The sequence below is a fragment of the Massilia sp. TWP1-3-3 genome (assembly GCF_049897805.1).
Classification (GTDB): Bacteria; Pseudomonadota; Gammaproteobacteria; order Burkholderiales; family Burkholderiaceae_D; genus Telluria_A.
In genome coordinates this window covers 195,948-209,412 of the sequence record NZ_JAFCWX010000005.1, presented here as the reverse complement: position 1 = coordinate 209,412, position 13,465 = coordinate 195,948, and the positions used below count along the sequence as shown (strand labels likewise).

The following is a 13,465-nucleotide window of genomic DNA, read 5'->3' as shown; positions in this document are numbered from 1 at the left end:
CGCAGCGACCTTGGAATTAGGGCACTTCCTCTACCTAAAAATCGCACGATCGTGCTTTAATTTAGTGCTGAAACGATTTTCCTCTTATAATCTAGGCCACACTAAGTAACGTCACCTCATTCCACTTCCCAAAGGCATACCTATGAAAGTCCTGGTTCCCGTCAAACGCGTCGTCGATTACAACGTCAAAGTACGCGTCAAGTCCGATGGCAGCGGCGTCGATATCGCCAACGTTAAAATGTCGATGAATCCTTTCGACGAAATCGCGCTCGAAGAGGCGATGCGCCTGAAAGAAGCCGGCAAGGTGACCGAAGTGATCGCCGTTTCGTGCGGCGTGGCCCAGTGCCAGGAAACCCTGCGCACCGGCATGGCCATCGGCGCCGACCGCGGCATCCTGGTTGAAACGAGCGCCGACCTCGAGCCGCTCGCGGTTGCCAAGCTGCTGAAAGCGCTGGCCGACAAGGAGCAGCCGCAGCTGATCATCCTGGGCAAGCAAGCCATTGACGACGACTCCAACCAGACCGGCCAGATGCTGGCGGCCTTGCTCGGCTGGCCACAGGCGACGTTCGCCTCGAAAGTCGTGCTCGAAGACGGCAAGGTCACGGTCACCCGCGAAGTCGACGGCGGCCTCGAGACGCTCTCGCTCACGCTGCCCGCGATCGTCACCACCGACCTGCGCCTGAACGAGCCGCGCTACGTGACGCTGCCGAACATCATGAAGGCCAAGAAAAAGCCGCTCGACGTTGTCAAGCCTGAAGAACTCGGCGTTGACGTGACCGCGCGCCTGAAGACCCTGAAGGTCGTCGAGCCTGCGAAGCGTTCGGCCGGCATCAAGGTTGCGGACGCCGCGACCCTGGTTGCCAAGCTGCGCACCGAAGCCAAAGTTATCTAACTCATTTACTAAGATACGGACACATCATGGTCGCACTAGTCATCGCAGAACACGACAACGCATCCCTGAAGGGAAGCACCCACCACACCGTTACCGCAGCAGTTCAGTGCGGCGGCGAAGTCCATATCCTGATCGCGGGCAGCAATTGCGGCGCGGTCGCAGCTGAAGCAGCGCAGATCGCCGGCGTCACCAAGGTGCTGGTCGCTGACGCGCCGCACCACGCCGACGGCCTGGCCGAAAACGTCGCCGAGCAGGTATTGGCAATTGCCGCTGCGTACTCGCACATCCTCGCTCCCGCTACCGCCTACGGCAAAAACATCCTGCCGCGCGTGGCCGCCAAGCTGGACGTGGCCCAGATTTCGGAAATCACCAAGGTCGATGCGCCCGACACCTTCGAGCGTCCTATTTACGCCGGCAACGCGATCGCCACCGTGCAATCGTCCGACAAGATCAAGGTCATCACCGTGCGCACCACCGGTTTCGATTCGGCTGCCGCCACCGGCGGCTCGGCTGCGACCGAAGCCCTGGGCGCGGTTGCCGACTCGGGCAAGTCGACCTTTGTCGGCCGCGAACTGGCCAAGTCGGACCGTCCGGAACTGACGGCTGCCAAAGTCATCGTTTCCGGTGGCCGCGGCATGGGTTCGGGCGACAACTTCAAGATCCTCGAGCCGCTGGCCGACAAGCTCGGCGCTGCCATGGGCGCCTCGCGCGCAGCCGTTGACGCAGGCTTTGTGCCGAACGACTGGCAAGTTGGGCAGACTGGCAAGATCGTCGCGCCTGCGCTGTACATCGCGGTCGGCATCTCCGGCGCGATCCAGCACTTGGCCGGCATGAAGGATTCGAAGACGATCGTTGCGATCAACAAGGATCCGGAAGCACCGATTTTCTCGGTAGCCGACTACGGCATCGTGGGCGACCTGTTCGAGGTCGTACCGGACCTGGTCAAGCAATTAGGTTAAACGCTCGCACACTCTATCCGTAGGGTGGAAAAAAATCGAAGGCGCATTCCACCATGAGTCGACGAGACATGTGGTGCAATGCGTTTTTTTTCGCAAAAACTAGGAGATTTACGTGAGCTACAAAGCCCCGCTGAAAGACATGCTGTTCGTGATGAACGAACTGGCCGGACTGTCCACCATCAACGCGCTGCCAGGCTGTGAAGACGCCACCGCCGACACGGTGGAAGCAGTCCTCGAAGAGAACGCGAAATTTTGCGCCAATGAAGTCGCGCCCCTGAACTGGCCAAGCGACAAGGACCCGAGCTTCTGGCACGACGGCCAGGTCACGACCGCCAAGGGCTTCAAGCAAGCCTTCAAGGGCTTTGCCGAAGCCGGCTGGCAGGGCGTGCAGCACCCGACCGAATTTGGCGGCCAGGGCTTGCCCAAGCTGGTTGCCACACCTTGCATCGAGATGCTCAACGCGTCCTCGATCTCGTTCGCGCTGGTCGCGCTGCTGTCGGACGGCGCGATCGAAGCGCTGCTCACGGCCGGTTCCGACGCCCAGAAAGCGACCTACCTCGAGCCGCTGATCTCGGGCAAATGGACCGGCACCATGAACCTGACCGAGCCGCAGGCGGGCTCCGACCTGGCCGCCGTGCGCACCCGCGCCGTGCCGCAGGGCGACGGCACCTTCAAGGTCTTCGGCACCAAGATTTTCATTACCTACGGCGAGCATGACATGGCCGAGAACATCGTGCACCTGGTCCTGGCGCGCACGCCGGACGCGCCTGCGGGCGTGAAGGGGATTTCGCTGTTCATCGTGCCCAAGTTCCTGGTCAATGCCGACGGCACGCTGGGCGCACGCAACGACGCCCACTGCGTCTCGATCGAACACAAGCTGGGCATCAAGGCCAGCCCGACTGCGGTGCTGCAGTTCGGCGACCATGGCGGCGCGGTCGGCACGCTGGTCGGCGAAGAAAACCACGGCCTCGAATACATGTTCATCATGATGAACGCGGCCCGCTTTGGCGTGGGCATGCAGGGCATCGGCCTGGCCGACCGCGCCTACCAGCAGGCTGCCGCATTTGCCAAGGACCGCGTGCAGTCGCGCGACCTGGCCGGTTCCGCCGGTCCGGTGGCTATCATCCACCATCCGGACGTGCGGCGCATGCTGATGTCGATGCGCTCGCAAGTGGAGGCGGCGCGCGCGCTGGCGTATGTGGGCGCGGGCATCAGCGACGTGGCCCATCATCACCCTGACGCCGACACGCGCAAGGCCAACCTGGCCGTGTACGAGTACCTGGTCCCCATCATCAAGGGCTGGGCGACCGAGATGTCGCAAGACGTCACGCGCGACGGCGTGCAGGTGCACGGCGGGATGGGCTTCATCGAAGAGACGGGGGCTGCGCAGCACTACCGCGATGCGAAGATCCTGACGATCTACGAAGGCACCACCGCCATCCAAGCCAACGACCTGGTGGGCCGCAAGACGGTGCGCGACGGCGGCGCTGTCGCCAAGGACATCATCGGGCGCGTGCGCGCCACCGAAGCGGAACTGGCAGCGCATGAAGGCGCCGATTTCAAGGCCATGCACCGCGCCCTGGCGCAGGGCAGCACCGCGCTCGAAGAAGTGGTCGACTACGTTGCCGCCAACATGAAGTCCGACATCAAGGGCGTGTTTGCCGGCAGCGTGCTGTACCTGAAGCTGGCCGGTATCGTGCTGGGCGGATGGGTGATGGCGCGTTCGGCGCTGATCGCGCAGCAAAAGCTTGATGCCGGCGAGGGTGATGCGTCGTTCTACAAGGCAAAAATCGCCACCGCGCGCTTTTTCGCCGACCATCTCTTGACGCAGGCGCCGGGACTGCGCATTGCGATCGTCGAAGGCAGCGCAGGTGTGCTGGCGCTGAGCGAAGACCAGTTCTAAGGTCAACCGAACTGAATGGCGCATGCGCGTTGCGCGCATGCGCCTGAAGGCTTGCTGACGCTGAGAAGTAGTACCCGAACTGGATGGCGCATGCGCCGATTGAAGGCTAGCTGGCGCTGAGCGGTAGTACCCGAACTGTAGGGCGGAAAAGCGCGAAGCGCGCATTCCGCCATGCCTGCGCCTGGTTGACGCATGCATGGCGCAATGCGCGCTTCGCGCTTTTGCGCCCTACGTTGAACAGTGCGCGATCAGTCGCGCTCCCAGTGCGCGAGCAGACGCGCTTGCAGCGCGCGCTCAGACGCGCTTGCAGCGCGCGCTCAGACGCGCTTGCAGTGCGGATCAGATCCGCTTGATGGCCTGCCCGGCCTTTTGCACGCGGTCGCCGCTTTGCACGCCAGGATCGGCGTCATAGTTGAAGCTGCCGCGCTGGCCGTTATCGTATTGCACTTCCACGGTCCAGACCTTGGTGGCGTTGTGGCTTTCCTGCAGCTTTTTGCCTGCATAGGCGCCGCCAACGGCGCCGGCGATCGTGGCCAGGTCCTTGCCGTGGCCGCCGCCAACCTGGTGTCCCAGCAGCGCGCCTGCGGCGCCGCCCGCCACTACCCCCAACGCATTGCTTTCGCCGCGTTTTTCGCTGACATTGACGGCAGTCACGCGGCCGCAGTCGATGCATGACGACGCCGTGTTGCTGCGCTGCTGGTGGCCCGACATGCGGCTCTTGGCCTGTGCCAGTGCTACCGTGTTCTCTTGCTTGGCCGCGCGCAGGCACTTCATGCGTTGGCCCTGGTTGCGCTCGTCGGCGCACATGGCGCGGTCATCGGCATAGCGGCTGGCCGCTTCGCGCGAGTCCGCGGCGTACTGTTGTTGCTGTGGGCCGGCGTGTGCCGCGCCCATGACGCTGGCAAGCAACAGCGCTGCCAAATATGGACGTTTTGTCATTATTTTTCTCCTGGTCAATCGTGTAGGGGTTAAAGTTGGGATATTGTAATCCACATGTAAGCAGTGAAACACTTCTTGGCTTTTCTATCGTGCTAGCTGTGCGCCTGCCTAAGATTCGTTATGGCAGAGTTCGCCTGTAGCCACACTCATCTATCGGGAAACTTTATGAAACAATTTATTCAAGTCGTGCGTCAGCCTGCAGCGCTGACCCTGGCCGTCCTCCTGGCCGCATGTGGCGGTGGCGGCGGCGGCGGGGCCCCCGTCAATGGCTCGCCGGCGCCAGGTCCCGCGCCGATCCCGGCCCCTGCCCCAGTGCCTGCACCAACACCGGCGCCAGTATGCGAGATCACGATCTCCGCAGACGCCACCGTCGCCTCCGGAAAAACTGCCGGCGCCGCAGCCCTGTCGGCATGTACGCCGTACATCACCTCGATCGCCTGGACCCAGGTCAGCGGTCCGAGCGTAACGCTGCAAGCGGCGCGCAGCCCGACGGTAGCGATTGAAACCAGCACTGCGGGCGTGATCCGCCTGCGCGCTGACGCCACCCTGAGCGATGGGCGCACGTCGTCGGCAACCACCGACATCACCGTCGCCGCCCCGGTAAGCGGCAGCTTTGTGACTGTGCGCGCCGACCATTCGCTGCGCGTGGGTACCGACACCTCGGTGCGCGCCTGGCCCACGCTCGCCAGTGGCGAGGCGGTGTCGAAGATCGTCTGGAGCCAGGTGTCCGGCACCCCGGTGAAGATGAATACCGACGACCAGGACGTGATGATCTTCACCACACCGGCCACTGCGTCAGTCGACAGCACGCTCGTATTTCGCGCGACGATGACGACCACCAGCGGCAAGGTCGACAGCGACGACGTCATCGTCAGTATTGATCGCCAGGCGGCGACGCCGAACGGCTACATCTTCAAGAACACCGCGCGCGTGCATCCGTATGTGGTGGGGGGCGCGTACGCCAATGTGCTGGCGCGCTGCAGCTACGACGTGGGCCTGTATTTCCTCGACACGGGCACGACCCTGTGCAAGGCCGGCACCTTGCCGCTGCTGCAGTCCGACGCCGGATCGGGAGGGGTGCCGAGCGTGGCCCAGGTGATGGCGCGCGTAATCGTCTCGCACGACTTCCTGGGTGCGAACTTCGAGAAATTCCTCAATTCGCAAGACGCGAAGGGGGACTTCCGCCGCATGCTGGCCGCGACCAGCACGATTGTCATCGGTTCGCACGTACGCCCGAGTTTTTACCAGCCTGCGACCGGCGCCATCTACCTGGACGCCAACTACCTGTGGCTCACGCCCGAGCAGCGCGACGTGGTCACGGAAGTGCCGGATTACCGTCTGGCCTATGATGATCAGCTCAACTTCACCAGCCTGGGGCGTTTGGTCAAGAACAATGACTACGCGCGCCGCAGCTATCCGGCCGGCGAACGCGTCACGCGTCCCGAGAGCGACCTGATCCTTGGCCTGGGCCGCCTGCTGTACCACGAGCTGGCCCACGCCGGCGACTACTTCGCGCCCTCGTCGCGCAACCTGAACACGACGCTGTCGATCTACGGCAACGTCGAGCCGCGCGCTGCCGCCAAGTCGCTGCCGTCGGATGACCTGGCAACGGCATACCCGCTGCTGTCGTCGCAAATGAAGGGGCTGGGGCAGGTCATGTTCCTGGGCGTGACGCCGACCGCTGTGCAAAAGGCGTACACGGCAGCCGAAGTGGGCAACTTCTTCAGCAGCGATGTCGCCTCCGACGAGTACGCGTACTCGATTAATGACAATGCCAACTCGCGCGAGGACCTGGCGATGCTGTTCGAGGAGTTCATGATGTCGTACCGTCATGGCATCCAGTACGACATCGCTTACAGCAACCTGTTCAAGGATGGCATGACGAGCGACCAGTTGATCGTCGCCTGGGGTCAGCGTGGCCGTATCGCGCTGCCGTCCATCAAGCCGCGCATCAAGCTGGTCATCATCAAGGTAGCGCCGTGGATCGACCCTGCCGTTGTCGATACGCTGCCAGCGACCATCCAGATGCCGGCCAACCGGAGCTGGGAGGCGAACCTGGCCTTGAGCGGCCCGGTGAACGGTACGCCGCAGCCGGCCAGCTTCTTCAGCATGTCCGAGAAGCGCAGCCAGGCCCGGTTTGACGTGGCAGAGCGTCGCCACGCGCATTAAGCAGTGATGCTGGGCCGGGTCGCCAGATCCGGCCCAGCATTACCCTTGTGATATTGCAGCAGTATCGGTAGGGCGCAAAAGCGCGAAGGGCGCAATGCGCGCTTCGCGCTTTTGCGCCCTACGGTAATGCGGCACTTTCGCGGGGCGGTACACCGCGCAATGTCTAGCCGTACGCGCCGCCCGTGTAAAGCAGGTCAACCAGGCGCGACATCGTCGCAATTAATACGGTGGTGCCCAGCAGCAGGGTGGCGACCAGCAGCAGTGCCAGGTACCATTTGGAATCCGACTGCTTGCCAGAGCCAACGTTAAACGCAGCATCCCATTTCTCGTCGGCCGTTACGCCGATAACCAACGCTTCAATAAACCCCACCACATACGACACCAGCAGCGGCAGCAGCTTGAAAAACCAGTCCGCCTGCGGCGCCAGGCCATACACCAGGCCGGCGATTGGCAACGCGGTCAGGTGGATCAGGCCGAGCTTGTCCACGCTGCCGCGCAGGTAAAAGCGGTGCGCTCCGATGCCGCCCAACAGGACGGCCAGCAGGCAGGCGAAGGTTTTGTTTTTGTGAGTCGTGGACATGTATTATGGGTATCAAAAGCGGGAAAGATGGCAGTATCGACTAAATTCATGGCCAAAGCACTCCTTTTTCCGACGATGCAGTTGGCGGTAATGGCCGAAATCGGCGATAATGCTCGATTCTTCCCGATTGCGCGCCCTGTTGTCATTAACGCTTGCTGCTGCGCGGCATAGCGCGCTATAATTGTCGGCTTTTTCCGCCCAGCACAACTTTTTTGGAATTACTATGGTCGTTATTCGTTTAGCTCGTGGAGGCGCCAAGAAGCGCCCGTTCTTCAACATCGTTGCAACGGACTCGCGCAATCGCCGCGACGGTCGTTTCATCGAGCGCATCGGTTTTTACAACCCGATGGCGGCCGGCGCTGAAGTCAGTCTGCGTATCACCGCAGACCGTCTGGCCTACTGGCAAGGCGTTGGCGCACAAATGTCGCCAACCGTTGCCCGTCTGGTCAACAGCCAGCCAAAAGCAGCAGCTTAAGTTCGGTTCCGGTTTGAGCGTTTCCGCAGCATCCGGGGTGCAAGCCCCCGACGACCTGACGCAAGTCGGGTATGTATCCGGCGCCTTTGGCGTCACCGGTTCGATTCGGGTTACCCCGTTTTCGTCCGACGCGGATGCGCTGCTGTCCGTAAAAACCTGGTGGCTGGATAAGCCCAGCCTGCAGAGCGTCACAGTGCGCACTGCAAAAATACACGGCGGCGACGTCGTGGCCCAGTTGGTGGGTACGCTAGGGCGGGATGCTTCCGAGGCGCTCAAGGGCGCCGCCGTGTTCATCCCGCGCAGCCAGTTCCCGCAATTGCCGGCCGATGAATTTTACTGGTCCGATCTGATCGGGCTCGATGTATTGAATCTGCAGGGTGAAGCCCTGGGGCAGGTCTCCGACATGATGCACAACGGCGCGCAGTCTATTCTGCGGATCACGCCAGTGCCTGATGCGGCGAGCGAGAAGGCGCCTGAGCGCCTGATTCCGTTTGTCGACCGGTTCGTCATCACTGTTGACCAGGCAAGTAAAAAAATTACCGTGGACTGGGGCCTGGATTATTAGGGCCGGTTCCAAGAGGCGAGGTCAGCGTGCAGTTTGATGTCGTGAGCTTGTTTCCCGAAATGTTTTCCGCATTGACGCAGTCGGGTGTGACCCGGCGCGCCTTTGAGCAAAAGCGCTGGGGCCTGTCGTGCTGGAATCCACGTGATTTCACGACCGACAATCATCGCACCGTCGACGACCGCCCGTATGGCGGCGGACCCGGAATGGTGATGCTGGCCAAGCCTTTGGAGGCCGCGATCGGCGCCGCCAAGCAGCGCCAGGTCATGCTGGAGTTGTCCATTCCGCGGGTGGTGTTCATGTCCCCGCAGGGCAGGCCACTCACGCACGAACGGGTCATGCAGTTGAAAGATGAGCCGGGCCTGGTCATCTTGTGCGGCCGCTACGAAGCGGTCGACCAGCGTTTGCTGGACCGTTGCGTGGATGAAGAAATCAGCCTGGGCGACTTTGTTCTGTCCGGCGGCGAGTTGGCGGCGATGGCCTTGATGGATGCGGTGGTGCGGCAATTGCCGGGCGTACTGAACGACGACGCTTCGGCGGTCGAAGACAGTTTCGTCAATGGTTTGCTCGATTCGCCGCATTACACGCGGCCCGATGCGTATGAAGGTGTGGGCGTGCCGCCGGTGCTGATGGGTGGCAACCACGCAGAGATTGTGAAGTGGCGGCGCGAGCGCATGCTCGAAGCCACCGCTAAAAAGCGGCCTGATTTGCTGGTCCGCGCGCGCAGCGCCGGACAGCTGAGCAAGGCCGATGAAAAGTTTTTGGCAGGTTTGTAAACCTGTTGCAACACCAATCCGCGAACATGTTGTCCGCGGCTTAAACCCCATCCTCTACTGGGCACAAGTTATCGGGAACTGAGATGTCGAAAGACATTGAATGCCAGTTCCGGCGAGGCACCAGCATGATGGTTATCGGAGTTATAAAAAATGAACCTGATTCAAACACTTGAAGCAGAAGAAATTGCTCGTTTGGGCAAGACTATTCCTGATTTCGCACCAGGCGATACCGTTATCGTCAACGTCAACGTCGTCGAAGGCACCCGCAAGCGCGCCCAGGCATACGAAGGCGTCGTGATCTCCCGTCGTAACCGTGGCCTGAACTCGAACTTCATCGTTCGCAAGATCTCGTCCGGCGAAGGCGTTGAGCGTACCTTTCAGCTGTACTCCCCGCTGATCGCTTCGATCGAAGTCAAGCGTCGTGGTGATGTTCGCCGCGCCAAGCTCTACTACCTGCGTGAGCGTTCGGGTAAATCGGCACGTATCAAAGAGAAACTGCCTAACCGTCGCGCTTCTACCGCTGCTCCTAAGTAATTTTAGGTCTGCGATACTGAAAGGCATCCCTTCCCGGATGCCTTTTTTTGTTTATAGGACATTTTTCTTGGCTACACTACCTTTTGATCCAGCCCTGCTGCCGGTCGACGGCCTGGGCGGCGAAGGCGCGCTGGACGCCGCGCGCCTGGAAGCTGGCTGGCTGCGCGCCCGCTTCGCCAGCCCGGTTGCTGCCTGGCAGAGCGAAATCGTCGACGATGCGCAAGCGCGCCATCCGCGCATGACGCCGGCCTCGGTGCTGATCCCACTGGTGTTGCGCCCCGAAGGGCTCAGCTTGCTCTTGACCCAGCGTACGGCGCACCTGACCGACCACGCGGGCCAGATCAGCTTTCCGGGCGGGCGCGCCGAGCTGGTCGATGTGGATGCGATTGACACGGCGCTGCGCGAAACCGAGGAAGAAATCGGCCTGCACCGGCGTCACATTGAAGTGATCGGCACCTTGCCCGAGTATGTGACCGGCACCGGCTACAAGGTGACGCCGGTGGTGGGCTTAGTCGCGCCGCCGTTCGAGATGACGCCGGACGAGAACGAGGTGGCCGAAATTTTCGAGGTGCCGCTGGCGTTCCTGATGAATGGCGCCAATCACCAGCGCCTCTCGTTCGAACTGCCCGAATGGGCGGGGCGCAGGACGTTTTATGCCATGCCGTACGAGCGTTTTTTCATCTGGGGAGCGACGGCGGGGATGTTGCGCAACCTGTTTCATTTCCTGCGCGCTTGAAGCCGCGCCAGATCATGCGCACATGGCGCCCATAGAGCCACAGCAGCATCGGCAGCACCAGCAGCGAGGCCCGGTTCAATGCCCAGGCCCCCGCAACATCGCCTTGGAGCAAGGCCAGCGCGGCGCGGGTGATGCCGCAGCCCCAGCAGCTCTGGTGCAGCAGCAAGGTCACCAGGCAGGGCGGCGCCAGCTGCAGCACGATCTGCGGCGCCACAAGGGCGACCGCGCCCAGGCCAGCAAGCGCCAGGGCAATGGCGATGTCGGCGCGATCAGGTTTTCTTGAGCGGGAGGCCGTTAACATCCGTGAACGATCCGGTAATAATCATGATGAAGTCGATCAGCGCCCAGATGCCGCAACCGCCAAAGGTCAGCAGCTGCACGATGCCGATGCCGATGTGGCCCGTATAAAAGCGGTGCACGCCGAACATGCCGACGAAAAATGCCAGTAGCAGCGCCGGCAGCCATTCCTTGTCCGACACGGGGCCAATCTGGCCGGCCGGATTGCGGTTATTGTTGACGGCGACGCCGCACTTGACGCAGACAACCGCGTTATCGTTAACTTCGGAACCGCAGGAAGGACAGAACGCCATGGAAGTAATCCCTAAAAGTAAATTGCCGAATGGTAATTTTAGGAAAGCATAACCGATGTTGCAAAATTTTACATCTTAAAAATGGTTGATTTTGCAATGACGTCTTTCTTCGCTAACTGGAAACCAACAGCAGCCCCTGGGCAGCGCGCTGAGTAAGTTCGCAGGTCGCCGCCTTCGTCACTTAATTAGCAATAAGTTTGATTCTGCCCCTGCACTAGGCTATCGTAGCGGGCGAAGCGGTATTGCATTATTTCAAAAGGACGTCCAATGACATTTCTCTCCATTCTTTGCGCGCTGCTGATCGAGCAGCTCAAGCCCCTGCGCGCAGATAATCTGATTTATGCCGAGATCAAAGCTTTCGCCATGCGCATGGAAAGCTGGTTCAATGCGGGCGACGCGAGCAATGGCCGCATGGGCTGGCTGCTGCTGATGGCCGGCCTGATGATCCCGACCGCCGCCATTTACTGGACTTTCCTGAGCCTGGGCTGGATCTTCGTCGCCTTTGCCTGGAATGTGCTGATCGTCTACCTGACGCTCGGTTTTCGCCATTACAGCCACTATTTCACCTCCATCCAGCTGGCCCTCACGGCCGGCAACGACGCCGCCGCGCGCACCTTGCTCGCGGAATGGACCCGGCTTGACACGGTCGGCATGGAGACGTCGGAAATTGCCCGCATCGCCGTGGAAAAATCCCTGATCACAACCCACCGCAACGTGTTCGGCGTCTTTTTCTGGTTCCTGATGCCGCTCGGGCCGGCCGGCGCCGTGATGTACCGCGTCTCGGAATACCTGGCGCGGGCCTGGAACGAGCCTGACCACATGCGCAACGAAGCTTTTGGCCAGTTCGCCGCCAGGGCTTTTTACTGCATCGACTGGCTGCCGGTACGCCTGACCGCGATCGCCTTTGCCGTGGTGGGCAACTTCGAGGACGCCATTTACGCGTGGCGCAATTTTGCGCACCGCTGGCATGATGAAGCGCGCGGCATCATCCTGGCCGCCGGCGGCGGCGCGATGGGCGTGCGGCTGGGCACGCCGAACGAAAATGCCTCCAAGGTGCTGCCGCCGGACGCGGCCATCGTCGACCTGAGCGACAGCGAAGTGGACATCATGCCGGGCGAAGAGCCCAGCCCGCGCGCCTTGCAGAGCACGGTGGGGCTGGTCTGGCGCGCCTTGCTGCTGTGGATGTTGCTGCTCTTGTTGTTGTCCGGCGCCGTCTTGCTGGGCCACTAGATCGGACCCGGGGTGCATGAGCACTCTTCTATAAGATATAATACTCACGTACCACATTGCCAGGCGCGCGACGCCTGGTGTTTCGCCAGCTTCCTGCCCTGATACGCCGCCCTATGGCCGAGTTACCTGAAAACAAGATAAAAATCGAAGACGAGTTTTTTATTCTTGGCCTCACCAGTGATGGCAAGCAGTTTCGTCCCAGCGACTGGGCCGAACGCTTGTGCGGCGTCATGTCGTGCTTTCGTCCGGAAGGCACGGGCGGCCCCAACGCGCACTTGTCGTACTCTCCCTACGTGCGTCCGACCATGCTCAACGGCGTGAAGGCGGTCGTGGTCAACAACAAAATCAAGAACATCGAGCCGCTGGCGTACCACTTCGTGCGCAACTTCGCCACCGATAACGATCTGCAGATCGTCGAAGCGTGTTTCCTGCCGCTTCCGGGCGATCCGAAACTCTAAAGAACGCAAGAATCGCTTTGACCGAAGTCAAAGCCGCAGCAACTCATCCCGCTAGCGTAGAACCCACGGGCGCCGATCTGCGCGCGCGCAACCATGGGCGGGCCACCGCCGGGGAGAACGAGCATGCGAGTTGGCGAAATTTGCACAGTCCAGACCATTTCCTGCAAGCGCGACGAAACGGTGCAGGGCGCAGCCTTGCTAATGCGTAAATATCACGTGGGCGATCTGGTCGTCATCGAGGACCCCGACGGCCAGCGCATACCAGTGGGCATCATCACCGACCGCGACATCGTGGTCTCCGTCATCGCGCTGGGGCTCGATCCGGGCAGTTTGCTGGTGGGCGACATCATGAGCGACGACCTGTTAACCACCGCCGAAGACGATGACGTCTACGAAACCATCGAGCGCATGCGCTTTCGGGGCATTCGCCGGGTGCCGGTCGTCAATAGCGCGGGCGGCCTGACGGGCATCGTCAGCGTCGACGACCTGCTCGAATTCCTGGCCGAGGAGATGGGCGAGCTTTCGCGCATTAGTTCGCACCAGCAGGCACACGAAAAACGCGCCCGGCAATAAGAATATCTTGCTGGTGAGATACGCATACTTACGCTAAGATGTTGCTACAGGGCAGCAAAAACTTCCGTCCTGCAACCGCAAAGGCGCAA

General features: G+C 61.4%; 16 protein-coding genes. 12 read left to right on the top strand and 4 right to left on the bottom strand.

The window, feature by feature from the left end; genetic code table 11:
- The first annotated feature begins 142 nt into the window (after positions 1–142).
- The 3 genes from ACP7D4_RS07045 (at position 143) to ACP7D4_RS07035 (ending at position 3,754) form a co-directional block, all read left to right on the top strand.
- A complete protein-coding gene (locus ACP7D4_RS07045) occupies positions 143–892 on the top strand; it encodes an electron transfer flavoprotein subunit beta/FixA family protein (RefSeq protein WP_426208350.1) in 750 nt (249 codons plus the stop codon).
- A 26-nt stretch (positions 893–918) separates the two neighbouring features.
- Positions 919–1,851 carry an electron transfer flavoprotein subunit alpha/FixB family protein gene (locus ACP7D4_RS07040; RefSeq protein WP_426100410.1) on the top strand — a complete coding sequence of 311 codons (933 nt, stop codon included), beginning with the start codon at positions 919–921 and terminating at the stop codon, positions 1,849–1,851.
- Between the two features lie 112 nt (positions 1,852–1,963).
- Positions 1,964–3,754 carry an acyl-CoA dehydrogenase gene (locus tag ACP7D4_RS07035; RefSeq protein ID WP_426100412.1) on the top strand — a complete coding sequence of 597 codons (1,791 nt, stop codon included), beginning with the start codon at positions 1,964–1,966 and terminating at the stop codon, positions 3,752–3,754.
- A gap of 339 nt (positions 3,755–4,093) precedes the next feature.
- On the opposite strand, the gene ACP7D4_RS07030 is transcribed toward ACP7D4_RS07035, so the two are convergent.
- On the bottom strand, positions 4,094–4,693 hold the full coding sequence (locus ACP7D4_RS07030; protein WP_426208349.1) for a glycine zipper 2TM domain-containing protein: 600 nt from the start codon (positions 4,691–4,693) through the stop codon (positions 4,094–4,096).
- Between the two features lie 165 nt (positions 4,694–4,858).
- Between ACP7D4_RS07030 and ACP7D4_RS07025 the strand changes: the two genes are divergently transcribed.
- Positions 4,859–6,862 carry a hypothetical protein gene (locus ACP7D4_RS07025; protein WP_426208348.1) on the top strand — a complete coding sequence of 668 codons (2,004 nt, stop codon included), beginning with the start codon at positions 4,859–4,861 and terminating at the stop codon, positions 6,860–6,862.
- A gap of 163 nt (positions 6,863–7,025) precedes the next feature.
- On the opposite strand, the gene ACP7D4_RS07020 is transcribed toward ACP7D4_RS07025, so the two are convergent.
- Positions 7,026–7,442, bottom strand: a complete 417-nt coding sequence (locus ACP7D4_RS07020) for an NINE protein (RefSeq protein WP_426100418.1) — start codon at positions 7,440–7,442, stop codon at positions 7,026–7,028.
- Positions 7,443–7,665: 223 nt separating this feature from the next.
- Here ACP7D4_RS07020 and rpsP point away from each other — a divergent pair, with 223 nt between their 5' ends.
- The 5 genes from rpsP (at position 7,666) to ACP7D4_RS06995 (ending at position 10,525) form a co-directional block, all read left to right on the top strand.
- Positions 7,666–7,917: a 30S ribosomal protein S16 gene (gene rpsP / locus ACP7D4_RS07015; RefSeq protein WP_426100420.1), complete on the top strand. Its 252-nt coding sequence runs from the start codon at positions 7,666–7,668 to the stop codon at positions 7,915–7,917.
- A 37-nt stretch (positions 7,918–7,954) separates the two neighbouring features.
- Positions 7,955–8,482: a ribosome maturation factor RimM gene (rimM, locus tag ACP7D4_RS07010; protein ID WP_426100422.1), complete on the top strand. Its 528-nt coding sequence runs from the start codon at positions 7,955–7,957 to the stop codon at positions 8,480–8,482.
- Between the two features lie 26 nt (positions 8,483–8,508).
- Positions 8,509–9,255 carry a tRNA (guanosine(37)-N1)-methyltransferase TrmD gene (gene trmD, locus ACP7D4_RS07005; RefSeq protein WP_426208347.1) on the top strand — a complete coding sequence of 249 codons (747 nt, stop codon included), beginning with the start codon at positions 8,509–8,511 and terminating at the stop codon, positions 9,253–9,255.
- Between the two features lie 150 nt (positions 9,256–9,405).
- Positions 9,406–9,789 carry a 50S ribosomal protein L19 gene (gene rplS / locus ACP7D4_RS07000; RefSeq protein WP_426100426.1) on the top strand — a complete coding sequence of 128 codons (384 nt, stop codon included), beginning with the start codon at positions 9,406–9,408 and terminating at the stop codon, positions 9,787–9,789.
- A gap of 67 nt (positions 9,790–9,856) precedes the next feature.
- On the top strand, positions 9,857–10,525 hold the full coding sequence (locus tag ACP7D4_RS06995) for a CoA pyrophosphatase (RefSeq protein ID WP_426208345.1): 669 nt from the start codon (positions 9,857–9,859) through the stop codon (positions 10,523–10,525).
- Here the strand turns inward: ACP7D4_RS06995 and ACP7D4_RS06990 are convergent.
- Positions 10,467–10,826: a DUF2752 domain-containing protein gene (locus tag ACP7D4_RS06990; protein ID WP_426100430.1), complete on the bottom strand. Its 360-nt coding sequence runs from the start codon at positions 10,824–10,826 to the stop codon at positions 10,467–10,469. The genes ACP7D4_RS06995 and ACP7D4_RS06990 overlap by 59 nt on opposite strands.
- A complete protein-coding gene (locus ACP7D4_RS06985; protein ID WP_426100432.1) occupies positions 10,795–11,115 on the bottom strand; it encodes an NINE protein in 321 nt (106 codons plus the stop codon). The genes ACP7D4_RS06990 and ACP7D4_RS06985 overlap by 32 nt, the downstream gene beginning before the upstream one ends.
- A 267-nt stretch (positions 11,116–11,382) precedes the next feature.
- Between ACP7D4_RS06985 and ACP7D4_RS06980 the strand changes: the two genes are divergently transcribed.
- The 3 genes from ACP7D4_RS06980 to ACP7D4_RS06970 all read left to right on the top strand — a co-directional run bounded on the left by ACP7D4_RS06980 (position 11,383) and on the right by ACP7D4_RS06970 (position 13,376).
- Positions 11,383–12,345, top strand: coding sequence for a CobD/CbiB family protein (locus ACP7D4_RS06980; protein ID WP_426100434.1), 963 nt, complete (start codon positions 11,383–11,385; stop codon positions 12,343–12,345).
- Between the two features lie 113 nt (positions 12,346–12,458).
- Positions 12,459–12,803, top strand: a complete 345-nt coding sequence (locus ACP7D4_RS06975) for a DUF3579 domain-containing protein (protein WP_426100959.1) — start codon at positions 12,459–12,461, stop codon at positions 12,801–12,803.
- 123 nt (positions 12,804–12,926) lie between these two features.
- Positions 12,927–13,376 carry a CBS domain-containing protein gene (locus tag ACP7D4_RS06970; RefSeq protein ID WP_426208343.1) on the top strand — a complete coding sequence of 150 codons (450 nt, stop codon included), beginning with the start codon at positions 12,927–12,929 and terminating at the stop codon, positions 13,374–13,376.
- Positions 13,377–13,465 lie beyond the last annotated feature (89 nt).